We start from the raw sequence: 24008 nt of genomic DNA, 5'->3' as shown, positions 1-24008 counted from the left end.
TTTCGCACTACAGCGGCAAAGGCTTGGTGCTGTCTTCGTCAAAAAACAGCAGGCTCAGTTAAGCTCCGCTTGCACTACAGTTTAATTTCCACGGCACACCAAAGCGGTCGATCACGATGGCGTAACAGCTGGACCAAAAGGTTTGTTGGGGGGGTAAAATCACGGTGCCGCCAGCAGACAGCTGGTGAAACGCGCAGATGACCGCAGCTTCGTTACCAAACCCCAGCAACAAATAAAACCCGCTGGGTCTTTGATAGTGTTCTGGTTTGACATCAGCGCCACAGATCACCACATCTTGAATGGAGATGCTGGCATGGACAATTTTCTGCTGCCAGTCGGCAGAAAAACTTTCTGAGATCGGTGCGTCTTTGACCTGCAGCATGCTGTCGATCTCGCCCTGCAACACGGTTACATAAAACTCAAACGCCTGCTGGCATTGGCCATTAAAATTGAGATGAATGGACAGGCTCATTTTTTATTCCCTCGACGGCAGATTCGAAGCCGCTCCACATTCAAGTAAAACGCGCGATTGCTCCAGCGTAGAGCAAGCAGCTATCGTGCATTTGAGCTTACCGGTAAGTTTTCAGCATCTTAAGACAAAGCCACCTGAACTGCAGGTGGATTTTTTCTGTCAGGATCTGAGATAAAACCGGCTTGCATCACAGCATCGCATTCATCTCAGATTTGGCAACATTACGTTTTCAGCGATGCTGGCGGCAAACCAAGTGCTGGGAACGCAAGCGTCTTCCACGCTTACCTCTTGCTGTTCAGTCGATGGAACAGAAACAACATCGCAATCAGTAATAAGCCGCCGCCTGCCCCACCAGACTTCTTCGTCTGCACTGGCTCAGGTTGCGGCGTGACAACTTGTTTCACTGTCAAAGTCACTTTACCGGCAGCCGTGCCACCTTTTGTGTCTTGCACACTGAATTCAATGAAGTCAGTGCCGCTGAAACCAGCCTTACCAACATACTGTAGTTGTGTGCTGTTGAGGATTGACACCTGGCCCTGTTGCGCTTGAGCTGACACGATTTTAAGCTCGTCACCATCCGGATCGCTAAGGAAGCTCTTCAATTCAATAGTGCTTGTTGTGCCACTATCGACCGATGCGGTACTGTCCTGCACTTGAGGCAGGCGATTCGCCGCCTTGATGGTCACTGATACTTTGGATCTTGCCGCATTGCCAGCCGAGTCCTGAATTTCATATTCAATAGTATCGGTCCCGACGAAACTTTTATCTGCCTGATAAATGAGCTGTTTACCATTTTCAATTTTGACTGAACCGCGACCAGCAGTGGCGGTTTTTACCAGCAAAGCATCCCCGTCCGGGTCTGCATCATTTTTCAGCACATCAATAACAATACTGTCGCCGGTCTGTGTACTTGCCACATCTGGCAGCGCGACGGGGGCGAGATTGTCTGCTTTTGCCACCAACATCCGCTCACCATTTAAACGTTGCCATTCACCTCAATCAGGGAACCGTAGCTGGTCAATTTATCCTGAAAGCCGTTAACCGGTGGCTCAAGCAGTTCTTGCGCCGCTGCCGCGCCTGTAACGAACACACTGCACAGTAAAATATGTCGAAACCAATCCATATCAACATCTATCCATTAAATAATTGTTAACCACTGGTATTAAATCACATTCTGTACAGATGGTGTATAGAAAAACACTACAGATTTATCCGGCACTGTTTTGCCGCGACCTCTCTATTGCCGCGCTAAACGCGCTATTCGCTGACCTAACCGTAACGGAGTTCCTGTTGAAACTGATGGTTATGCGCAAGGAACATGGATGGCAAGATGCAAGTGGTCGAAGTGGTTAATTCAACTGGCTTTTTTCAAATGCTTTTTTAAAGAGATTTTTGCGGCAAAGCGCCAATGACAAGCGCGTGGAGTGTCAGAGCCTCATGGCATCGCTGCTGCTAACCAGGTCAGAGCGGCCACCGCCAGCAGCGCTATCCACCCGGGATGGCGGCCACGGGTAGCGATCAACACCAGCATGGCAGCACCTGCATACGCAGCGACTGTGGTATGCAGCACCAATGGCAGCAGCGGTCTGTTCGGATCCAGGGCCAGCTGAGCTAATAACACCGCAAATGCCCAACCAAATACAGTCGCCAAATGCCAGGTCGCCCAGATAATCCGGATATTGCGTTGACGCAGCGGCGGCGCATGTAGTGCAGGCACTACAGTACCTTGACGCAGGTGACGAAAAATAAGCAGCTCACCAAGCAAGGAATGGACAATACCTGTGACCACAGCAAGACCGGCGGCAATCGCGAGTGTCGTTTGCATAGATACTCCCTGGGCGATCTGGCATCGCTTCTAACCGGCTGAAAGTAGTGCAGCCACTGTATAACCGCCGCAACCTGGGACTATGCAGTGATGACAAGCCCCGGGGCGCACACCTACTCGAATCGGCAGTCCTTCAATACTAATTTGCTTGGTATGCCTGGCTGATAATGTGACACAGTGCCGGTTAATTTGGCGTACTCACCTGACTGCAGCTTTAAAGCGCGGGCATGATGTTCGTCTGCCATCCGACACACAATCGGGGGCCAGAAAGCAGACTGATCGGCAGCTTTAGTTTGCAGGATCCCATTACTATCGATGGTGACTTTGTACCAAAGCTCCACGGTTCCATCGGTTTCCAGCGGCTCGCCAATCGTACCATCTAACAAGTAGCGTTTGCCTTTATAGTGCGCAGTGATCATCTCTGCCGTTTTACGCTTTGATAATAAGTAAATATCCTGCGCTAACCAGCGCGGCTGGATCTCTTCAATGCCCTCCGGCACTATCGCCGCGCGCGCAGCAGCGGCTATCTTCTCACCTGCTGCGCCGGGTTTTATTCTGGCGATCATGCCACACATACCGGCCCGGATATCTTCGGGCTTCGCCACTGTACGCCGGTTCAGTTTGGTGCGGATACTCACATCCGCCGCTGTGTTGTTATTTTTAGCCGTCAGGTAAATCAGAAAAGGATGATGACCATTTTTTTGTTCAATGGTCAGTGTCCCCTCAGCCGCCGTTGCTTCTTCGCCTAAAACGGTGAACCCATCCGCCAGCGCAATTGCCCGCAATTGGCCAAGCGCACTGGCTGAATTCAGCTCAGCGATCGTCGTATTGGTGGAGAATTCAGCGCCGTTACGCGGATCGCCTTCGGCCAGAAAATTATTTTCACAGGTATTTGCACTTGCATGCGCAGTGATGGCCAGCAACAGGATTGTGCTGAGGCCGGAGAAAAGGTTCATGGGCTTGTCCTTTATCAACTAAACCATAGGGATCACGGGCGTGATAAATCGACTTTAATCAGGACTATTCAAACAATCTGTTAAAAAATGTATCAAATTTTTATCTAAAAAGACCATGCCACAGCATTGGCTGTCAGGCTTCTGCGTTCGTCATGCTTGGCGCGGTCGGCCGGATATTTTCTGGTAACAATGGTTCCCGGTCATCAAGTGTCAGCCCAGATCTTGCGCTTTTTTCTAAATCGATTAAGATTCTGCTATACGCCAGTTTCAAACTGGTGTAAAACTAAACGATAACGATTCGCTGTGCCTGACACAGCGAGTTCGCCACAAAATAAATAGAAAGCGTGCCGACAAGGCCAGATCCGGACCAGACGATATGCCAAACACTATTGCCCAGTTGCTGGCTGAGCCGGCATTGCTGCAGCGTGAAGCAGAGACCCTGCTCAAACGCCACAGCGCCAGTTTAAAAACCGCCGCCAAATCCAGCTGGCCGGCTTTACAACCGCGTTTGGCGCAAGTGCTGCCGGAACTGCTGGGTCTGTATCTGCAACTCTATGGTGATTTGTTTGACTGCTATTACCAGCTCGAGCAACTGCTGAAACTGCTGGCGAAAAGCGCGGCGCAGCGGCCGGATTATCTGCAAGCGGAAGATGCCGCGCCGCAGCACTGGCACAAAAGCAATCAGGCGCTGGGTTCGGCCTGCTACGTTGATTTATTTGCCGGCGATTTTGACGGCTTAAAACAGCGGATCCCGTATTTAAAACAAACCGGCATCAATTATCTGCACCTGATGCCGCTGTTTAAAGCGCCAGAGCCGAACAGTGACGGCGGTTATGCCGTGTCGGACTACCGCAGCACGATGCCGAGCCTTGGCACCATGGCGCAACTATCCAGTCTGATGCAGGAATTGCATCAGCAAGGCATCCGACCGGTGCTGGATTTTGTTTTCAACCACACTTCCGATGAACACCGCTGGGCGGAAAAAGCCAAAGCCGGCGATCCGGCTTATCGCGACTACTATTTTTTCCTGACCGAAGCCGAACGTGACCGCTATGCGCCAACGCTACGGGAAATTTTCCCGGAGATCCGCCGCGGTTGTTTTACTCAGGATAAAACTTCAGGCCTTTGGGTCTGGACCACCTTTAACAGTTTTCAGTGGGACCTGAATTACGCCAATCCGGCGGTGTTCTGTGCCATGGCTGAAGAAATGTTGTTCCTCGCCAATCAGGGGGCTGCGGTTCTGCGCCTCGACGCGCTGGCCTTTGTCTGGAAAGAAGCCGGCACCAACTGTGAAAATCTGCCCAAAGCCCATTTACTGATCAAAGCGTTTAATGCCGTGGCGCGGATTGCGGCGCCAGCGCTGCAGTTCAAATCCGAAGCCATCGTCCACCCGGACGAAGTGGTGAAATACATTGCGCCCAACGAGTGCCAGCTGTCGTATAACCCGCTGCTGATGGCGCTGCTGTGGAATTCGTTAGCAACGCGGAAAACCCGGCTTTTGACCGAATCGCTGCAACGGCGTTTTGCCATAGATCCGCAGTGCAGCTGGGTCAATTACATTCGCTGCCACGACGACATTGGCTGGACCTTTGACGACAATATCGCATGGCAGCTCGGCATCAACCCGGACCATCACCGTCAGTTCCTCAACCACTTTTATACCGGCCAGTTCCCCGGCAGTTTTGCCAGCGGTGTGCCGTTTCAGCAAAACCCGGTTACCGGCGACTGTCGTGTAGCCGGCATGCTGGCATCACTTGCTGGTGTCGACAAAGCCGAAGCTGAGCAAAATCAGCAACATCTGCAGCATGCGTTGGCGCGCATTTACCTGCTGAACAGTATCATCCTCAGTATCGGCGGTTTACCGCTGCTGTATATGGGCGACGAGCTGGGCCTGCGCAACGACTACAGCTATGTCAAAGATCCGGCGAAAAAAGACGACAGCCGCTGGGTTAACCGCGTTGCGGTGACCGAATCACAGCTGGCCGAAGCGACGCAGGCAAAAACGTTGTCTGGCCGGATTTACCAGCAATTGCAGCATTTGGTCAAAACCCGCGCATCGCTGCCGGTGCTCGGTGACGGCGCGACCCGGATACTCACTACCGACAATCCGCACCTGTTTAGTTTTGAGCGGGAACTGCAGGGCCAACGGCTGCGTGTCGTCGCCAACTTCAGCGAACATCCACAATATTGGCACGGCGAAAATGGTCAGACATTCACCGATACGCTCACCGGCGCAAAATTGAGCTCAGGCGCTGTACCGCTGGCTGCTTATCAGGTGCTGTGGTTGATAAGCTAAGGGCCCCCCCGTCAAACAAACCAACAGCGCCGGCTTATCTTTAGCCGGCGCTGTTGTTTAAAGGTATGAAACAACAGACAAATCACCCCAGGGACAGTATGATCCTGCACAATTGTCACTTAGCTGCCGGAGCGCCTGATGATAAAAACTGCTGTGATTGGTTTTGGCCTGTCGGCCCGTGTCTTCCATCTGCCTTTTATCGCCAGCTCCACGCAGTTTGAGCTGACCGGCATCAGCACATCACAATCAGACGCTGCACAGTGCTGGCCTGACGTGCGGATTTTCCCGGATGCCGAAAGCATGATCCAAAACACCGACGCCAGCCTGATTGTGATCACCGCGCCAAACCGTGCGCACTTTAGCCTGGCGAAAACGGCGCTGCTTGCCGGCAAAGATGTATTGGTGGAAAAACCACTGGCCGTGACGGCAAGCGAGGCCATCGAGTTGCAAAAGCTGGCGCAGCAGCAAAAGCGTAAGCTTGCGGTGTTTCATAACCGGCGCTTTGACGATGATTTCTTAGCGATGCGCCAGCTGGTGCAGTCTGGCGTCTTGGGTGAGGTGCAGCTGATGTACTCCCGATTCGACCGCTTCAGGCCAACCGTTCAGCCGCGCTGGAAAGAATCAACAGAGCCTGGTAACGGTGTGTTGTATGACTTAGCGCCGCACCTGCTGGATCAGACCATAACGCTGTTTGGCGCGCCTGATGCCATCACGGCCAGCTGCCAAAGCCTGCGCAATCACGACGGTGCAGCTTGCGGTATCGATACTTTTCAGCTGCGGCTCGATTATGCCGCGAAACCGGCAGTCCCGGCCGATACCACTGCCGGCAGCGCCAGACCAGCCACGCCGGCACGACAAGTGCTATTAAGTTCATCACCTTATTGCGCCCATCCGGCCCCCCGGTTTGAACTGCACGGCAATGGTGGCAGTTTTGTCAGCTACCGGCTGGACCCGCAGGAACAAATCCTGCGCGACGCGCTGCAGCAATACCCTGCCACCCCGACCGCGGTATTTCAGTCCGCCGCCTGGCAGCAGCGGGCGCACGGGCGTCAAGGTGAGTTCTGGCGCGCAACCGGCGCTGAACCTATCCCTTTTGTCGCCAGTGATTACGCGGGCTTTTATCAGCAACTGGCGCTTTTTTTAGGCGACAAAGGCCCGGCCCCGGTACCACTAGCGGAAGCGATTTTAGGGCTTGAACTGATCGAGCTGGCGCTGCAAAGTAGCCGCGAACAACGCACTATCGCGCTGCCGGCGCCGACCTGACGCCAACGTCAGCGCGGGATCAGTTCCAGCGCAGCGCCGCCGCCCGGTGCCAACTGCAATGTTAGGACATCCATGCTGCTGACTTTTCGGCGCTGAATTTGATACGCCATCGGATTGGTCTGCCAATCGGCATCTGCGGCATCCTGATACATCACCAAGTCGTAACTGCGGTTTTTGTCTAAAAACTGCAGCGGCAACTGCAGCGTGCGTGCCTGCTCGTTAGTCGTTGCCCCGACAAACCAGCGTTCAGAATGTTTTTCCTGTCGCGCTATCACCAGGTATTGGCCGATTTTACCGTCAAGCGCCATGCTCTGCTGCCAGTCGGTCGGCACCGCATCGATAAAGGCAAAGGCCGGATGCAGCTTGCCGCCAGGGGCATAATTTTCCGGTAAATCCGCCACCATCTGCAACGGGCTATACAGCGTGACATAAAGCGCCAGCTGATTGACCAGCGTGCTGGGCACGCGGTTGTTCGGCCGGTGTTTCTGGTAATTAAAGTTAAAAATGCCGGGTGTGAAGTCAATGGGCCCCGACAATCCGCGGGTAAAAGGAATGATCACGGTGTGATTGGGTAAATTTCCACTATCCGGGCTACCACCGTTGTATTCCATGCCGCGCACCGACTCCCGTGTCATCAGATTTGGGTAAGTCCGGCTTAAGCCAGTGTCTTTGACCGTTTCATGCGCATTGACCATCACCTGATGCGCCGCGGCGGTATCGACCACTTTTTTAAAGTGCCGCACCATGTACTGGCCGTCATGCCACTCCCGACCGTCCAGCCGTTTGCCGACATACCCCATCTTGACGCTATGCACACCAAGACGCTGGTAATACTTAAACGCATCGGCCATTTGCTGCTCGTAATAGCTGATGCCGGCTGCTGTTTCATGATGGCCAATCAATTCCACACCTTTGGCTTTGGCATAAGCGGCAACTTTATCGATATCAAAGCCTTTCACTGGTTTGGTGAAGCTAAACGTCGGCGGACGCTGCCACCATTGCCCTTCCCAGCCCTGATTCCAGCCCTCAACTAACAAACCATCAATGTCGTGTTTGCTGGCAAAATCAATATATTGCATAGCGCGCGCTGTGGTTGCGCCTTGCAGAGGGCCCGGTGACCAGTCTTTTTCGCCGATGTGCATCTCCCACCAAATCCCCATGTATTTGCCGGGTTTGATGTAACTGGTGTCAGTACCGGCAGCCATCGGCTCGTTCAGGTTTAAGATCAGGCTGGAATTTAACAAGGCCGCTTCGGTCGGCGCGATTTGGATAGTGCGCCACGGGCTTTGAAACGGCGCTTTGGTATAAACCCGATCCACCGTGGCAGAACTGTCCATGCCCGCATTGGCACCGCCCCAAGGCATCAGGTCGGCTTTGAGCGTGATATGGTTGTCGGTGATGTTGCGCAGCGTCATCGAGCTGTAATCGACGAGCGAGGCTTCGTGCACAGCGACGGCAATCCCATCATCGGTCAGCGTCAGCGGTGTATGCGCCACCGACACGCTCGACAGTGCCGAATTCATATACTGATATTCAAAACTTAAGTTGCGGTAGGCCTCCACCCACCAGGCGGAAAAGTTGCGGGCAAAAGCAAATTCGGTCAGCTCGTCGCTGATCACCAGCTCACCGGCCAGCGCCGCTTGTGCCGGCACCTGATACCGAAACGCTACGCCATCATCAAAACTACGAAATACCAGCGTGAATTGCCGACCCGGCGCTGCACTTTCACGCAACTGAAGCGTGATTTCGTTATAGTGGTCACGGATCTGCGCACGCTGGCCCCAGACCGGTTGCCACTGGGCATCATGGCTGCGAGTGCTGACTTTGTCAGCCAGCAAGCCAGTTTTTAGTAGCGGCTGACCTTTAAAAGCAAGGCCCAGCACGGATGGCTTTAACACCGCTTTGCCACGATAACTGACTTGATAGGTCAGAGCATCTTGCGACAGCACTAACTCCAGCGCTATTTGTTTATCCGGTGACAGCAACTGCCAGCGCTGTTCCTCTGCCGCCACCGCAGCAGCGGCCATCAGCCAGCACAGCAGCACAACTGGCACACAGAGCCAGCCCCGAAGTTTGTTAGTCCGATCAAAAGCCATCCCCGACTCCACTCGTATTTAATCGCGCCACAGCAGATGCTGCGGCTGAAAATTCAGGCTGCAGCCGTTGAAAAAAGCTGCCAGCTCCAGCTCAGTAAAAGCATCACTAACGTTTACCGGCTGGGGTTGTCGCAGCGGCGGGAACACGCCATACCCGGCCAACAAACAATGCCAGGACGTGGCGCCAAAGTGGCTGCCCGATTGCTGACGGCCCTGCTCTTGGCGGGATAGCTCCTGCGCCAAATCGCCCTGACGAAACCACACATCCAATATTTGCCGCAGTGATTCCGATAACTGCATATTGCTGCTGTTAGCGCGCCAGTAATGGCTGTCGCTGCGGCTGCTGAGCTTGTAATGCGCGACGATATAATCCCGCACCGCCTCAAAGCGCTGATGTACCAGCCGGTTGAATTCGACTTGTCCTTCGGCAGAAAAATCAGCAAAAGTATCGATAAACTGCTCAATCGAACTTTGCACCAGATGCAACGCCGTGGCTTCGAGCGGTTCGATAAACCCCTGCGACAAGCCAAGCGCCAGACAGTTTTTCTCCCAGCTGCGCATCACCTGCCCAACTTTCATCTGCAGATGGCGGGCATTGACCTCACTATCTACCAGCCCCAGGTGCTGACGCAGCTCCAGCTCGGCGGCGTCTTTAGATAAAAACGCCGAGCTGTAGACATAACCATTGCCGGTGCGATGGCGCAGTGGGATTTGCCAGGCCCAGCCATTTGACAGCGCGGTCGCTTTGGTTTCCACCGGCGGTATGACAAAAGCCTCTGTTGGCAGCACCACCGCCGCATCGTTAAACAAGTTGTTGGCAAAGGACTCAAAAGGCACCTGCAGCGTCTGCTGCAATAAGTTGGCGCGAAAACCGGTGCAATCGATAAAGAAATCGGCGCTCAGCGTCTGCATAGCTTTACTGTCGCCGTCGGTGATCTCGCCGGTCAGACTGGCAATACGGCCATCCGGCGATTGATTGACCTGCGTCACTGTCATCGCCTGATACTGCACGCCCATCGCCAGGGCCTTTTGTTTTAAAAACTGACCTAACAAGCCGGAGTCAAAGTGATAGCCATATTCGATGCGAAATGGGAAGTTCGCCGGCGTCAGCGGCGCCAGCTGCTGCGCGGCTAAATAGCCATTAAGCAGAAATTTCTCCGGCGCGGTTTCTACCGCAAGCCCCAGCCGGCGTTTAAAGCAGTTGCTGTAAAACGCCGTTTCGCTGTGCAGGTCCGGCTGGGAAATAAACGGGTGACTGTAATCGGAACCTAGTCCCATCGCCGCTGCCGCCGGGCTCCAGTTCACAAAGCGGATATTGGTCTTGTAAGTCGCCTGACACGCCGGCATCCATTCGCTGTCGGCAATGCCCAGCTGCTGGAAAAAACGCTTCAGCGATGGCGTCGAGCCTTCGCCCACGCCAATGATGCCGATGTCGGGGGCTTCAATCAGCGTGATTTGCACCGGTCTTGCCGCTTCTGGCTTTAACCATTTGTGCGCAAACAACAACGCGGCCATCCAGCCCGCAGTACCGCCACCGACGATGGCAAAATGAAACGGAGATAGGTTGCCGCTCATGACTCAGACTCCGCTGTAGCGCTTGAGAAATTCGTCGTGCGACAGCATCTGGGTCAGCGGTTGCTGCTTGGCTTCCTGCACTTTGCCAAGCGTTGCCAGCAGTTCGCTGCGAGTGGGCACTTTAGCGGCCGGGTGATAATCACGCGGCATAATACCCTGCCCCAGCATGACCTGGATCCAGCTGGCGTCGCGGAAAATATCGTTGTGATCGTTAAACACCTGCGCCGACTCGCGAAACAGCGCCATTTTTTCCTGCAGCCGCGCTGGCACAGCCATATTGCGCATATCGCGCCAGAACTCGGAATCATCGCGTTCATTGGCATGGTAGTGCAGGATGATGAAATCACGGATGGTTTCAAATTCCTGTTTGGAATCGGCGTTGTAGTAGTCAACCACCGCATCGCTGATGCCCTGATTCGGAAATACTTTGAGCAAGCGCACGATACCGGACTGGATCAAGTGAATACTGGTCGATTCCAACGGCTCGAGGAAACCACTGGAAAGGCCAATCGCGACGACATTTTTCGCCCACTGGCTGCTCGTTCGGCCGGTTTCAAACGAAATTTTGCGCGGCTCGGCCAGCGCTTTACTGTCGAGATTGCCCATCAAAGTGCTGTAGGCTTCGTCATCACTCAGATACGCTGAGCTATAAACAATGCCATTACCATTGCGATGCGTCAGCGGGATGCGCCATTGCCAACCGGCTTTGTGCGCAATACTGCGGGTGTAAGGCAAAGTTTTTTCAAAACGCTCGCTAGGCACTGCGAGTGCGCTATTGGCCGGCAGGTATTTGGCCCAGGATTCATATTGCACACCGAGCGTCTGGCGAATTAACAACCCACGCAGGCCGGTGCAATCAACAAACAAATCGCCATGGATTTTGCGGCCATCTTTCAGTTGTAGCGCTTCGATATCACCGGATATGCCATGCTGCTGCACCGCTTCAATCATGCCTTCGGTGCGTTTGACGCCAGTCGCTTCTGCCATTTTTCGCAGAAATTGACCGTATAGCGCCGAATCAAAGTGATAGGCATACGGCATTTCGTACACCGGATTCGGCGTTTTGATGATGTTAAATTTACCGGCTTCGCAGCACAGATAATTTAAATCGTAGTCCCACAAGGATTGGGGCAAGCCAGCTTCGCGGGCTCGCAACCAATAATGTTGGAAGTTACAAAAACCGAGGCTGGCACCGGGTGCGCCGAAAGTGTGGTAATAGCTCTCGCCCGGTTTGCGCCAGTTTTCAAATTTAATCGCCAGCTTCATCGTGGCATGGGTGTCGCGCAAAAAGGCTTTTTCATCAAGGCCAAGGTACTGGTTAAAAATCTGGATAGGCGGAATAGTTGCTTCGCCGACGCCGACGATGCCGATTTCTTCGGATTCAACCAATTCAATCTCGACGCTGTCTGCCAGCACTTTTTTCAGCAGTGCTGCGGTCATCCAGCCGGCCGTACCACCGCCGGCAATCACCACTTTACGGATTGGTTTACCGGCAGAACCGGTCGCAGGTGCCTGATGCATAACAACTCCGTTGCAAAATAAGGTATGGGTCTAGGTTCTATGCTAAAGCCTACACCAATAGCCTAAAAAAAGGCCTCAATACCAATAACTTATTGAGGCCTGCTACACAAGTCAGTTCACGAAGGGCATCGCCTGACCTGTGCCTCTACCGGGACAATTATCAATAAAACGCGTAGTTCACGTTCAGCATGTAGGTCGGACCAAACTGACGACGGGTGGTGACAATGCCGTCATCGTTGACTGTTTCTTCGTCGACATCAGTCAGGTTGGTGCCCTGCAGTGAAACGCGCAGACCGTGGAGTGAGGTGAAGTTGCTTTCAGAGAAGTCGTAGCTAATCTGTGCATCCACCAGCGTCACGCCATTACGGCTCGCAGTAGAAATTTTGTTCGAACCACCGCGCTCGTAGGTCAGGAAGTCAGAACGGTCAGTCCCGGCTACCCGCACTTCGAAGCCATTTTTCTCATAGTACGCCGTTAACGAGAACATCTTGTCAGACTGGCCAGGGATCCGGCTGCCGTCATTCAGTTTCGCGTCAATTAACGTGCCTGACGTGGCCACACCAAAACCTTCCAGCACGTCCGAGAACTTGCTGAATGGCACGTTGGCAGTGACTTCTACCCCATGCACACGGCCGGTCAGACCATCTTCAAAGTATGAGAAGTAGCCGTAGTTCGGTGGTGTCGCTTTCGCGCCGGCGGCGAAGAAAATATCAGCCGGACCATAAGTACCTGCCTGGTCAATGATGCGGTCATGGAAGCCAGGAATAAAATAGTTGGCGCCACTATTGGTTTCATCATTGGTGAAGTTAATCAGTTTGTTGCCGTCACGGGTCCAGTTCACTAAGTCTTTGTAGAACACAGTGGCAGACAGGTAACCTTCTTCTTCGAAGTAGCTTTCAAACGCCAGGTCGAAGTTGTTGGCTTCCAGTGGTTTCAATAGCGGGTTACCGGCGAATTTAGACCATGGCGAACCATAAGTTTCGACTGCAGCGGTGCTGTTCGGGATGGTGATCAGGTCAATGTTTTGGTCGAACTTGACGAAACCGGATGCTTTCATCTGGTCGATGCGGGCACGGCTGATGGTTTTGTTGGCGGCGAAGCGAACAAAGTTATTATCCGACACTTCCATACTCAGGTTCAGACTTGGCAGCACGTGGCTGTAGCTGTCGCCTTGTTCAGTGATACAGTCGGCATCCACTTGTTTGTCACTGTTATCGTCACAGACCGCAAAATTGGCACCCACTACACCAATAAAGCCGCTGGAAGACTGATCGGTTTTGACATATTGCATGCCGACGTTACCAGTCACCGGCAAGCCGGCAAATTGCGTTTCAAAATCAGACTTGAAGTAAACAGTCGTGACTTCTTCGTTGACCTCATAAGTGTCACCCAGACGATCCGGCTCTAACAAACCGGCATCATTCAGTTTGTAGGTGCCGTCGTTGTATGGCGCGAAACCATCATAGGCAACGACCTGGCCCAGACCTGCCCAGCTTAAATCTGCCAGACCGTTGTACAGGTACTTGGCTGGAATAGCAGTAGAGAACGGATATGACGTGGCTGTCGCAAAGAAACCTTTGTTGTCTTTGTCTTTGAAGCGATCGGAGTAATTCACGCCGACCGTTAACTTGTTAAAGATACTGAGTTCAATATTACCGACCGCTTCTAAACGATAGGTTTTTAGCTCTTCACTGAAATCGGCGTAGTTCAGGAAGCCGTCCTGCGCATTGAAGTAGCTGTACGGGTCGCCGTTCGCTTGTTTCACATTCGTGGCGAACTGGCTGGCGATATTCGCCATACCACCGCCCCAGACCTGTGGACCGGTCAGTTGCAATGCTTTGGCATCCGAGAAAGCGCTAAGACCGGTCAGTTTGGTGAAGAACACACCGTCCGGGCTCATCGTGAATTCACGTGAACCTAACTGCGATGAGTTCAGTGCGCCGGAACGGGCTAAACCGGCATAAGACTCACCCCGTAAATCGCGTTTGCTCGATTCGCTGCTGGCGAGGTCTAATTCAACCTGCCAGTCATCATTCAGCTGATATTCGACGTTCAGACCAAAGGTCTGCAAATCGCCGTCTTTTTTCAGCGGATCGGTACGCAGCACCGGATTCGCACCGACTTGCGTGCCTTTAGTGCTAGTGCCACTTCCGGTCACATTGGCGGATGAAAACGGCTCAATAAAACCGCGCAATACGCCTGAATCCGAATAGTCGATATCCAGCACGTCAAACACAATGTTCAGTTTGTCGTTCGGCTGATACTGCAGCACGGTTGAAATAGTATCGCGTTCCAGCTTGGTGCTGATCGACGCAATATCCAGACCTGTTGGCAATACCTGACCGGCCGCATTGGCGCTGTAACCCCAAACGCCATATTTGCGCTGGTTGTTGGGTGATTCAGTCGATGCCAGCGCGACTGCAAGGCCTAAAGTGTCATCAGCAAACTTCTCGACAAAAGACAGCGCGTAGCGTTTGCCTTTGTTATCAAATTCCGGGTTGTCAGAATCGCGGCTATTCGATTCATAGTTGCCGTTCACCGTCAGCGTCTCTTTGGCCTGCAGCGGACGGACGGTGCGTAAATCGACAGTGCCGCCAATGCCCTGCACCATCAGCGTGGCGTCTGTGGTTTTGTAAATAGTGGCGCCTGTCATTATTTCTGATGGATACAGGTCGTATTCAACACCGCGGTTGTCGCCGATCCCGATCAGTTCACGGCCGTTTAATGAGGTGCCGGTGAAGTCTTCTTTAAAACCACGCACCGAGATGCCGGAGGTGCGGCCGCCAACGCGCTCACCGGCAAGGCCAGGCAACCGCGATAAAGATTCAGCAATCGATGAATCCGGTAACTTACCGATATCTTCTGCCGAGATGGCTTCGACAATGGATGAATTATCCATTTTTTCCGCCTGAGAACGGATCAGCGAGCCGCGGATCCCGCGCACTGCGATCACTTCAACGGCTTCGCCTGATTTTGCTTCTGCCGCTGCAGTCTGCTGCTCTGCCGCTGTTGCAGACACCGACCAGATGGCGGACGAGACTGCGAGTGACAATAACGCGGGTTTAAATAGTTGTGTTCTCATTTGGTTATCCCTTGTCGATTTGTGTTGCTTATAAGTGTGTTGTGTTTACTAAACTCTATATCTGCCTACGCGGCATGGCTCTGACCAGTTCTGCCCAGCTGCCGATGCTGCTGACTTTGTGTAGCGGATTTTGCTGTCAGCAACATTGTTTTATTAATCTTAATCGTTTAAGTCTCTTCTGCAAAAAAACAACATACTCAGTGTGGCTGGATGTTGCTTTTATGCGTCAGTAATTTTGCATCGTATGCGTCAAATACTTTCAACTTAATCGTTTTAGATCATCTAAAAAAAACAGTCAAGTCTGTTCGTAAAATAATCAGGCAAAAATTTGAACTTTTTAAGTTTGGCTGCTTTGAACCATGGTCTTTGCACAGCAATGGCTATCACTGGTCTGAAGGCGCGGGAGATTGCGGTTCAACAATGTTGATTTTAAGCTGCTCAACAGTTTGCAGTTGATAACGAGCTTTCAACTGGGTGATTTCACTTTGGTATTGCCGCAGAAACAGATCAAAACGCCGCAACAGTTCGCCATGATCCCGGCTGGATAAATGAAAGCCGACACTAGCGAGTGGCAGCAGTCGGCCAATTTCCACCGAATCCGGCTGTCCAAGCTTGTTGATCAAATGCTTGGCGACATGCCATTCAACATCAGCCGCATCCACGCGCTTTTTCAACAGCATTTGCAAAGCCGCAGTAGCATCACTAACTTCAACCAGATTAAAACTATAGTTCTGCTGCACCGCGAGCAGGTGGTCCGGGGTAAACCCGCGTGGAATGGCGATAGCCCGGATAGCCGATAACTCTAAGTGCCCTTCGCCGCGGCGAACCACCGTAGAGCCAATAATACCGGTGATTGACTGACTAAAATACAGCGGCTGCGACTCACCTTTAGCACTGTGCCACTGCGGATTGTCCGGATACACCAACTGACAATCCGGATTGTCCTGCAAGCGTTTGACCGGCAGTGGCAACAAGGTGATTTTCACGCCGGTTTTTGCGGTAAAAAGCGCAAACAAATCGGCAGCATAACCACGACCGGGCAGCTTGCTGAAATCATAGTGCGGGTAATAATCGATATTCTGCACGCAGATGCGCACTGTTGCAGCGCGGGCTGGCAGCACGGCCCCCAGTAACAAAAACCAGAAAAGCAGTCTGAATATCGTCATCAGCTAACCTACCTAACCGGCGACCGCAGCCAACTGACTGATAAAGCCCGGCACAAATGGTTTGCCTTGTGCGTTTAAGGCTGTGCCGGTGATCAGCGCATCCAGCATCAGTTTGCCATCTTGGCGGCGCAGTACTTGCTGCCGAAAGCCAAAACGTAATTTCGAGACGGTCTGATATTGCACTGTGACTAAAAACTGATCGCCGCTTTGCAGCGATGCTTTGTAATCCATCTCGGAGCGGACCACCACCAGGTTAATTTTTTCCCGAGCAAGGGCGGCAAAATCAACACCGCGCGATAACAAATACTCGTGACGGGCATGCTCCAGATAATGAAAATACACGGCATTGTTGACGATGCCCTGCATATCACACTCATAATCCCGCACTTTAAAATCCAGCGTAAACAAGTCGCTCATCAAGACTATTTCCCTATCTTTGCAAAACTCTAGTGTACTGCATTCGCCAGGTTAGCTGGTCGAAGCAGCCACCGCAGGCTCTAACAGACTTTCCAGACAATGCTCACTGACACCATAAAACTGCTTCAGGGCACTCACCTGCGCCAGCACCGCCTGCTGGCTGGCTGCCGACAACGGGGTTTGACGTTTAATCGCCAGTATCATCTTGTTTTTACTGGTATGTTCCAGCGCAATGAACTCAAAAACCTGAGTGTCGTAACCGTGCGCTTCGAGCAAAAGTGCGCGGATGCCGTCCGTCAGCATTTCAGCTTCCTGTCCGAGGTGAATGCCGTGTTGCAACAGCGGAGACAACACTGCCGGGCTGTGCATCTGCGGCCGGATCTGTTTATGGCAACAAGGTGAACACATGATCACCGCGGCACCGGCGCGGATCCCCATATGGATAGCATGGTCGGTTGCCGTATCGCAGGCATGCAACGCAATCATCACATCAAGGCCAGTACTCTGATAATGTTGCACATCGCCCTGCTCAAAGCGAATGCCGCTCTGATTCAGCCGCGCCGCGGTCGTGTTGCATAAATCCACCAGGCTCTGGCGCAGTTCAACGCCAATCACGGCCCCCTGAATACCGACCTGCTGCAGATAATGGGCAATGGCAAACGTCAGATAAGCTTTGCCTGAACCAAAATCGGCCACCTGCAGTTCCGGCCGCTGTACCAGACCACTCTCTTTCAGCGCTCTGGCGAAAATCTCGATAAACTTATTGATTTGTTTCCATTTTTTCTGCATGGTCGGCGCGATTTGGCCATCACTGCCATTGATGCCAAGCTCGCGTAGAAATGGCGCTTGCGGGTCAATCCAGCGTTGTTTTTCGCGGTTGTGCTGCTGTGGCTGCAGGTCTTGCTGCGGATTCGTCTTGCGCTTATTGATCAGCACTTTGCCTTTTTTTGATATCGTCAACTGGATCTCGACCCCATTTGATTCCAGCAACGCGGCTTTAAATTGAGGGCCGATCCATTCGCTCAGTAACGGTTGCAGCGCTGACAACGACAGGTTTTTCGTCTGGTCAAAAGTTTTGTTTTCAAACAAAACACTGAGCTGAGTACCGGTTTTTAATAAAATCGGCCGGATCTGCAGTCGTTGCAGTTCGGTCTGAGGCCCTTCATAGCGGGATAACACCAGTCGCAGCAGCTGGTTTTGTTCAAACGCTTTACAAAACTGCTGAATGAATTCAGACAGCTCGGTAGAAGTATCGGCTTGGGTCATCGGTTTATTCCTGAAAATTGACAGCGGCTGAGCAGCAGATATCCGCACTCAGCTGTCGCACGAAGCCGCGCAGTATATCAGAAGGCATCACTGTCAGCGCGGCGGCACAATGCTGATTTCCCGCTGCACCGCCGGCATTGTGAACCAATAGGCCGCCTGTTGCAGCGGCGTGTTGGCCGGCAATAACGGATTGTCCAGATGAAACACTAGTGACTCTGTGAATCGACTCAAAGGAAACACCTGGCGGCCGATTTGATGTTGCTGTAAAAAACGCAACAACTCACCGCTTTGCGCCAGTTGGTCCAAGCCTTTTTCCAGCCGGGTTGCCAGCGCGATGTTGTCCTTTTTGACAAAAAAATACATGGCAAAGGGGTAATGCAGCAGAACACTGCTGCTGAACTCCAGATCCGGGTATTGCAACTGAAAAGATTTTTGCTCAACCGGGCCTTCAAAAATACTGCGTGGGAAATAATCACATCGCTCCCGGCGCAACATTTCCAGCATTTGGTCATGCCGCTCCGCAGTGATCACATGCAAACCGGCAGCCCGCATAATGACGGTGTCAGGCCATAATTCGCCCTGACAGGCTATCAGCCGCTTTAACTCGGCAAACTCGCTGATTTGAGCAAAAGCCAGCCGATCAGCTTTGCGGATCACAAATCCCCGCCAGCCAAGGCCACCGGCCAGCAAAGGCACTCGGACCGGTAGCAGATCACGCTCTAACTCCGGCGATGTGCCGAAGTGATGCACATCAATAAAATTCTGTTTCATCAACAAATAACGGTAATCACCGAGCGGCGGTGGCGGCACCAGTTCCAGACGGGCTGCACCATATTCTGTGGCGGTGCGATCGAGCACCAGCTGCAATAAATCGCGGTAATACACCACGCTGGCTTCGGAACTGGACTGCAGTCCGAGAATGCGGATCGTTGTTACCGAAGCTGCGACCAGCATCGGGCAGCACAGCAAGATCAGGACGCAAAGAAGTCGCATCAAAGGCTCCGGTTCATTCCAGCTTTTTACTATAGTGGAGACCAATGATGGCCGGCAAGCGACCAGCCTTGAGTGCGCAGCAGTGCAGACCCTTTACAAAGCCGGATACCCTCGCTAGCATGCGGCGGGACCTGCGTCGTTCTGTTGCCCAAGCAGGCTTATAAGGATCAATATGTTACGTCAATTTATTCTGATCATGCTGACCAGTCAGCTACTGGCCTGCGCCAGCATCAGCAAAAACGAATGTTTGTTGGGCGACTGGTATAGTCTTGGCGTCAACGATGGCAAAGCCGGCGAACTGAGCAGTAAATTCCGCGAGTACCAGAAAGATTGCGCCGACCATGGCGTCACGCCCGATTTTAAGACCTATCAGCAAGGCCATAGTCAGGGCCTGGTTTTCTTCTGTGATTTCCCGCATGGCGAAGCCTGGGGTCGCGCCGGGAAGGATTACAACACTGCCTGCACCGGCCCGATGGAACCAGCATTTCGCAGTGGCTTTCAGCAAGGACAGCGCTGGTATAAAGCGAAAAAAGTGGTCGACGATATTGCTATGGCCATCAACGATCTACAAAACCGAAATCTGACGTTGCGTGAAGATATCTATGCCATCAACCAGCGTATCGCCGTTGAACAAAACGCATCAGCCCGCGCTGCGCTGTTAAATCAGGCCGACCGGCTACGCTATCAGATGGAAGGGTACAATCAGGAAATTGGCCGACTGCAGATCCGTATGGCGCAGGCAGAAGCCAATTTCGCCCCGCTCAATCGCTGACCGGGGCTATCGCATCAGGCACCATCAGCGTTTGTGTTGCTGATACAGCTCAGATTGCTGATATCGCAACCAGCCCCACTGGTTAATCAGCTGTTGGGCGCGCAGCTGATCTGCCGCAGCTAACTGCGCAAAATCCTGCCACGGCGAATCGTCACTACGACGGAAATGTTGCTGGCGAAAGTCATATAACATCCGCCCTTTTGCGTCCACTCTGGCAATTTGCTGTGGCGAGCGTACCAGCCCGACCACTTGCAATACCGCGTCGTCTGTCGCCGGTGGCGTCACATTTTGTGCCGTAGCCAGAATGATTGGCGCCAGATCAGCATGACCCAATACGCTGGGATAAGTGACCTTGCGGTTGCTGACCAGCACCACGCGGGTTTGGGTATCATTCAGCTGATGGCCGTGACCGAGAAAACCGTCGTCAAATAAGGATTCGCCGTGGTCTGACGTATAAAACTGCGTACTTTGTCCGGCGATCCCTTGCTGCTGCATCAGCTGTTGCAGCTGTCCAATCAACCAGTCGGCATTGGCGACTGCATTGTAATAACTCAACTGCAACAATGCCTTGTTCGCCGGTTGCATTTGTTGGCGGTTGATCGCCCGCTTGGTCAGTAACGGCAACATCTCCTGATGATGATACGGATAATGTGCAGCCTGAACATTCAGATAAAAAAACTGCGGTTGTTGCCAGTTCACCTCACCAAACCGCTGTTGCAGCTGGCGCAATAAGCGTTGTTCACTCAGCCGCAGTGCTCCGGCATTCAGTGATGAGTCCAGCCGATCTGCCAGTGCCGAGTCGGCATCAAAATAATACTGACCACTGCGTTTTAACCGGGCGCTGGCCAGCACGTCGCCAAAGCGTTCTGCCTGCGCTGATACCACATTGATCTGATAACCGCGTGCTTGCAGTGCGTCCAATAAATTCTGCTGGGGCGGATGATAACTGAGGCTGCGGTTAAATATCGCTTTGAGGGAACTGGTGGTAAAACCGGTATGGCTGTATGCATGCTCGCTATAACTGCCTTGTCTGGCCAAAGCCGCCAGATGTGGCATCACCGCCTGGCCATTGCTGTTGGCAAATAACGCATCGGCCCGCACACTCTCCAGCACCACTAAAAAGATATGTTGGCCGGCCCGCAGTGGCAGTTGCAGCAAAACATCAGGTGCGTCGGGCTGAAACGCCGGCAAATCACCGCCAAGGCCATCTTCATCAATGCCATTGCCCGGCACATCCATCGCGCCCGGATACAAGCTGGCATTCAGCGGATGGGAGTCGGCTTTAATACCAAAAGCACCGTAACCATCAAAATCGAGATCGGTCAGCCGGTTGATCAGCTGCGCCAATACCTGCTGCGATAGTTTCTTTTCCAGACCAAAACGATATGGTTGCGCCGTCGCCACCCATTGCAGTTGTAACGGAAACAGCAGTAACACCAGCAGAGCTGTATAAACCCACCAGTGCTGTGCATCACAGATCGGTGTCCGATAGCGACGAAATGCCAGATGGACGCAATATAACAACGCGATGCCAAGCAGCAGACCGAACAGCACCGGCAACATATGTTGACTGAGCTCCGTCAGCACCATGCTGATCGCGGCAAGTACACTGCCACCGCCAAGATTCGCCAATACCTGCCAGTCCAGGTTGTCACCAAAATACTGAAATAACTCAGTGCCTACCCAGCTATAACAGCTGTAGCTGAGCAGCACAAACAGCGCGAACCACAAATGGCTGCGGCTGCTGGTTTGAAAGCGGCACAGCAGGTTGTACAACATAAAAGCGCAGATTAATGCACTGAGATCGGCCAGCCAGCCGGCAAAGACATAGATCACCCGTTCGGCAGCCGACACAAAGCTGTGTGGCTGTAAAAAACCTCCGCCAGTGAACAACTGATACTTATGCTGCAGCAGTGCCAATTCCAGCACAGAACACAACAGGCTTAAGCCCAGTAATAACCAGACAGAACGACGATCAGGACGCGGTAACAACCAGGACAACAGAAAAACCTTGTGAAAAGAATAGCCTTCGGCAGAATTGCCAGTATGCCCGCTGCATCAGCGCACTGCAACGCCAGACCGTTCAGTGCGGATAATGATAAATGATCTCCAACAACTCAATCGGTGCATGCTCCTCATCAGAGGCAAACTCGATCAGGATATCAAAATCGTCACGATACAACTGAAAGCGGTCGCCATAATCCTGCATGTCCGGAAATGCCAGCCGCAGTCCGGCTTTACTGATCGGAATTTGCAGCGCTTTTAACAGTTGCGGGAATTGGTCAGGTTGTTGCGGATTTCGCACAATCGGTGCCGTCACTTTCAGCCGGCTGATTTTGTCTTTTTGTAGCAACACATGCAGCTGTGTCGTTGGCAGCCACCAGATTAAATTGCGCCGCTGTGCCATCTGATGCACCCGTAATTGCGCCGGCAGTTGGCTGGCCAGCGGCTGCTGCCGAAGATTGCGCACATTGACGGCTTCAACAAACGTCAGCACGTCGGTCATCGCGGCTTGTTGTAACGGACTTTTCACAACCTGATCTGGTTGGCCACTGAGGCGAAACCCGGTCAGCAGCGCGGTATTTTGGTCCACAGATTCCGGATTAAATTCTTCAAACTGCACACTCAGCTGCTGCGTACCCAGCTGACGCCGCCATAATAACGCTGAGCTTTTTTGCCAGGAACCAAGCTGCAAGCCGGCTTGGACCATGTCTTTTTTATAAGGCACTTTACCATCAATCAGCCAGGGTTTTTCGTCAAACTCCGGGTGAAATTCCAGCAAGTTCCGGCCGACACCGCTGAGGAGTTCGCTGTCGGTAAAGACCACCTTGACCAGCGGATCCAATAAAACCCAAAGCCGCCGACCATAACCCAGCAATCTGGCGCCATCCTGTGTTACCAAATCCGCAGAGGGCGTCCCCCACAGCGCCTGCACTTGTGTGGCCGTCATTTTTGGTTTGACGCCCATCGCCCCTTCGGTCAGGGACACATGCATATGTGGCGGTGTGACCACTTTATATTCCGACTCAGCCCGGGCAAAAGCCACCACGGTATTAATCGATGTCTTTATTTCCAGCGTGCCCAAATTCTGCCGGATCTGCCGGTTGCCGCCGGGATCTGCGCTGGTATCTGACAACGCATCGTTGCCATCACAAAACCGAAACAGTTCTAACTGCACATGCACTTCAGAATAGTTACCCGGTGCTTTATATTCCGACTGTTTCAGCTGCTGCAATAACACCGCATCAAAACGGCGGGCACTGGCATTTTCACGCATTTGTTGTAAATAACGGGCAACTTCAGGCACGTCGCGCAATTGCGTGAATCTGAGCAAGTTGCTGTTACGGACTTTCAGGGTGGTCTTGACCGGGAGTACGTCGTGCTGCTTGCACTCTGGCAGAAATTCGACAATTGGCGCCATGCTTTCTGCCTGAAGCGGCAAGCTGCTCAGTAACAATAGTGTTAGCAGTGTCCAACAGCAATGCATTCTGGCATCCTTTCCAAAGGCAACTTTAAAGGAACATTGTTTTAACATATCCCTAAACATCAGCAGATGCAAGCTGACAAAGCTGCCGGTCATGCCAGCGACTAAGCAGCAATAACGCCAGAACCGCACCGAGCAACGCAAAGGCCATATCGGCCTGCGTATCCCATGCATAGCCCTGTGTACCGAGAAATTCATCGGCGCCCTGCCCTAACATCACTGCAGCCGCCCATTCGATCAGTTCATATGCCGCGCTGATCGCCAGGACAATACACAGCAACAGAAACTGCAACATCTTTTTGCCTTGCACATAACCCCCCCGCAGCAAGATCTCGCGGGCAGCCAGAACTGGCACAAAGCCTTGCATCAGGTGGCCAATTTTGTCATAGGGATTCCGGTCCAGCGCAAACCATTCCATCAACCAGAAGCCAAGCGGCACTCGGGCGTAGCTGTAAGCACCGCCCAGGATCAATACGGCGGCATGACACAGGATCAGGCTATATAACAACCGGGTCAGCGGATAGGACTGCCGGCAACGCCACAACAATGGCCACACCAGCAACACCGGGAAAATCTCCAGCAGCCAGGTCGTGCGATCAAAGGGAGCCCAGCCGGACCACAACAGCAGGATCGCCAACAAGGCAGAACCGGCGGAAAATTGCATCGAAGAAATCATCAATCACCAATATCAGTCATTACTGAATCAATGTAAGCAGTTACAAGACTGAGGTAAAGCCTTCACAGAGGTAAAAATTGTTAAATAATGGATAAATATTGAATTTTTTTGCAGCGAAGGTTACCTCTTAACCACAAGCTGCAACGAC

At 52.7% G+C, this 24008-nt stretch carries 18 protein-coding genes; 3 read left to right on the top strand and 15 right to left on the bottom strand.

The window, feature by feature from the left end; genetic code table 11:
• Positions 1–58: 58 nt before the first annotated feature.
• From ACQ66Q_RS01310 to ACQ66Q_RS01295, 4 genes are all read right to left on the bottom strand, one after another.
• A complete protein-coding gene (locus ACQ66Q_RS01310; RefSeq protein WP_430455133.1) occupies positions 59–472 on the bottom strand; it encodes a VOC family protein in 414 nt (137 codons plus the stop codon).
• 281 nt (positions 473–753) lie between these two features.
• A complete protein-coding gene (locus ACQ66Q_RS01305; protein ID WP_430455132.1) occupies positions 754–1437 on the bottom strand; it encodes an Ig-like domain-containing protein in 684 nt (227 codons plus the stop codon).
• Positions 1438–1907: 470 nt separating this feature from the next.
• Complete coding sequence (locus ACQ66Q_RS01300; RefSeq protein ID WP_377241703.1) at positions 1908–2297, bottom strand: hypothetical protein; 390 nt, start codon at positions 2295–2297, stop codon at positions 1908–1910.
• A gap of 113 nt (positions 2298–2410) precedes the next feature.
• A complete protein-coding gene (locus ACQ66Q_RS01295; RefSeq protein ID WP_430455131.1) occupies positions 2411–3253 on the bottom strand; it encodes a hypothetical protein in 843 nt (280 codons plus the stop codon).
• Between the two features lie 376 nt (positions 3254–3629).
• Here ACQ66Q_RS01295 and ACQ66Q_RS01290 point away from each other — a divergent pair, with 376 nt between their 5' ends.
• Entirely contained in the window at positions 3630–5549 is a 1920-nt protein-coding gene (locus ACQ66Q_RS01290) for an alpha-amylase family glycosyl hydrolase (protein WP_430455130.1), read from the top strand.
• A 138-nt stretch (positions 5550–5687) separates the two neighbouring features.
• Complete coding sequence (locus ACQ66Q_RS01285) at positions 5688–6812, top strand: Gfo/Idh/MocA family oxidoreductase (RefSeq protein WP_430455129.1); 1125 nt, start codon at positions 5688–5690, stop codon at positions 6810–6812.
• An 8-nt stretch (positions 6813–6820) separates the two neighbouring features.
• Here the strand turns inward: ACQ66Q_RS01285 and ACQ66Q_RS01280 are convergent, their stop codons facing one another.
• From ACQ66Q_RS01280 to ACQ66Q_RS01245, 8 genes are all read right to left on the bottom strand, one after another.
• Complete coding sequence (locus tag ACQ66Q_RS01280) at positions 6821–8908, bottom strand: glycoside hydrolase family 97 protein (protein ID WP_430455128.1); 2088 nt, start codon at positions 8906–8908, stop codon at positions 6821–6823.
• Positions 8909–8926: 18 nt separating this feature from the next.
• On the bottom strand, positions 8927–10483 hold the full coding sequence (locus ACQ66Q_RS01275) for a tryptophan halogenase family protein (RefSeq protein ID WP_430455127.1): 1557 nt from the start codon (positions 10481–10483) through the stop codon (positions 8927–8929).
• 3 nt (positions 10484–10486) lie between these two features.
• On the bottom strand, positions 10487–12004 hold the full coding sequence (locus ACQ66Q_RS01270) for a tryptophan halogenase family protein (RefSeq protein ID WP_430455126.1): 1518 nt from the start codon (positions 12002–12004) through the stop codon (positions 10487–10489).
• Positions 12005–12164: 160 nt separating this feature from the next.
• Positions 12165–15086, bottom strand: a complete 2922-nt coding sequence (locus tag ACQ66Q_RS01265) for a TonB-dependent receptor (protein WP_430455125.1) — start codon at positions 15084–15086, stop codon at positions 12165–12167.
• Positions 15087–15469: 383 nt separating this feature from the next.
• Positions 15470–16252 (bottom strand): hypothetical protein, encoded by a 783-nt coding sequence (locus ACQ66Q_RS01260; RefSeq protein WP_430455124.1) that lies wholly within the window; start codon positions 16250–16252, stop codon positions 15470–15472.
• A 12-nt stretch (positions 16253–16264) separates the two neighbouring features.
• Positions 16265–16669, bottom strand: coding sequence for an acyl-CoA thioesterase (locus ACQ66Q_RS01255; protein WP_430455123.1), 405 nt, complete (start codon positions 16667–16669; stop codon positions 16265–16267).
• 51 nt (positions 16670–16720) lie between these two features.
• Positions 16721–17935: a class I SAM-dependent methyltransferase gene (locus ACQ66Q_RS01250; RefSeq protein ID WP_430455122.1), complete on the bottom strand. Its 1215-nt coding sequence runs from the start codon at positions 17933–17935 to the stop codon at positions 16721–16723.
• A gap of 93 nt (positions 17936–18028) precedes the next feature.
• Positions 18029–18928 (bottom strand): hypothetical protein, encoded by a 900-nt coding sequence (locus ACQ66Q_RS01245; RefSeq protein WP_430455121.1) that lies wholly within the window; start codon positions 18926–18928, stop codon positions 18029–18031.
• A gap of 172 nt (positions 18929–19100) precedes the next feature.
• On the opposite strand from ACQ66Q_RS01245, the gene ACQ66Q_RS01240 reads away from it, so the two are divergent.
• A complete protein-coding gene (locus tag ACQ66Q_RS01240) occupies positions 19101–19700 on the top strand; it encodes a DUF2799 domain-containing protein (RefSeq protein ID WP_430455120.1) in 600 nt (199 codons plus the stop codon).
• Positions 19701–19724: 24 nt separating this feature from the next.
• On the opposite strand, the gene ACQ66Q_RS01235 is transcribed toward ACQ66Q_RS01240, so the two are convergent.
• The 3 genes from ACQ66Q_RS01235 to ACQ66Q_RS01225 all read right to left on the bottom strand — a co-directional run bounded on the left by ACQ66Q_RS01235 (position 19725) and on the right by ACQ66Q_RS01225 (position 23848).
• The gene (locus ACQ66Q_RS01235) at positions 19725–21701 is read right to left on the bottom strand and encodes a sulfatase-like hydrolase/transferase (RefSeq protein ID WP_430455119.1); all 1977 of its coding nucleotides are present in this window, start codon (positions 21699–21701) and stop codon (positions 19725–19727) included.
• A gap of 82 nt (positions 21702–21783) precedes the next feature.
• Entirely contained in the window at positions 21784–23121 is a 1338-nt protein-coding gene (locus tag ACQ66Q_RS01230) for a hypothetical protein (protein ID WP_430455118.1), read from the bottom strand.
• A gap of 118 nt (positions 23122–23239) precedes the next feature.
• Positions 23240–23848: a DUF2238 domain-containing protein gene (locus tag ACQ66Q_RS01225; protein WP_430455117.1), complete on the bottom strand. Its 609-nt coding sequence runs from the start codon at positions 23846–23848 to the stop codon at positions 23240–23242.
• Positions 23849–24008 lie beyond the last annotated feature (160 nt).

It is taken from the genome of Rheinheimera sp. (assembly GCF_965283995.1).
Lineage (GTDB): Bacteria > Pseudomonadota > Gammaproteobacteria > Enterobacterales > Alteromonadaceae > Pararheinheimera.
Note: the sequence above shows the minus strand (reverse complement) of the source record. Positions and strands in the feature narration are given on the sequence as shown.